The sequence below is a fragment of the Pseudomonas sp. RA_35y_Pfl2_P32 genome (assembly GCF_963970735.1).
Classification (GTDB): Bacteria; Pseudomonadota; Gammaproteobacteria; order Pseudomonadales; family Pseudomonadaceae; genus Aquipseudomonas.
Genome location: NZ_CAXAQF010000247.1, coordinates 1 through 495 on the forward strand (window position 1 = coordinate 1; position 495 = coordinate 495).

Annotated in this window: 1 protein-coding gene; it reads left to right on the forward strand. The window is 63.2% G+C overall.

The window, feature by feature from the left end:
* Positions 1–495: DUF6629 family protein (locus AACY45_RS28105; protein ID WP_339548735.1), on the forward strand; the 495-nt coding region annotated here is incomplete at both ends.

Genomic DNA, 495 nt, shown 5'->3' on the forward strand with positions numbered 1-495 from the left:
CGCTTGTGTCCCGCTGCTGTTTTCCGCGCACCAGTTTTCCGAAGGCATGGTGTGGCTCGCGCTTGAGGGGCGGCTGGGCCCCTATGCACTCGATCATGCGGTGTTCCTGTTCACGCTCTACGCAATCGGCATCCTGCCGCTGCTGATGCCAGTCGCGGTGCTGCTGATGGAGCCTCCGGGATGGCGGCGCATTGCGATTTTGGGGACGGTTGCGGTCGGCGCGGTGGTGTTCGCTTGGGACATGTCGGGTCTTGTCGTCGCGCCGACCTGCGCCGTCATCGAGCAGCATTCGATCCGGTACACCAACCCGATCACCAGCCAATTGTGGGTGTCGCTGCTTTACATCTTGGCGACGTGTGGGGCGCTGCTGCTGTCCACCCACCGCGTGGTGCGGACCTATGGTGCGCTCAACGTGATCGGGCTGACGATCGTGCATCTGGTGAAGGGGTATGCCTTCGCCTCGGTGTGGTGCTTTTACGCCGCGGTGCTGAGCGT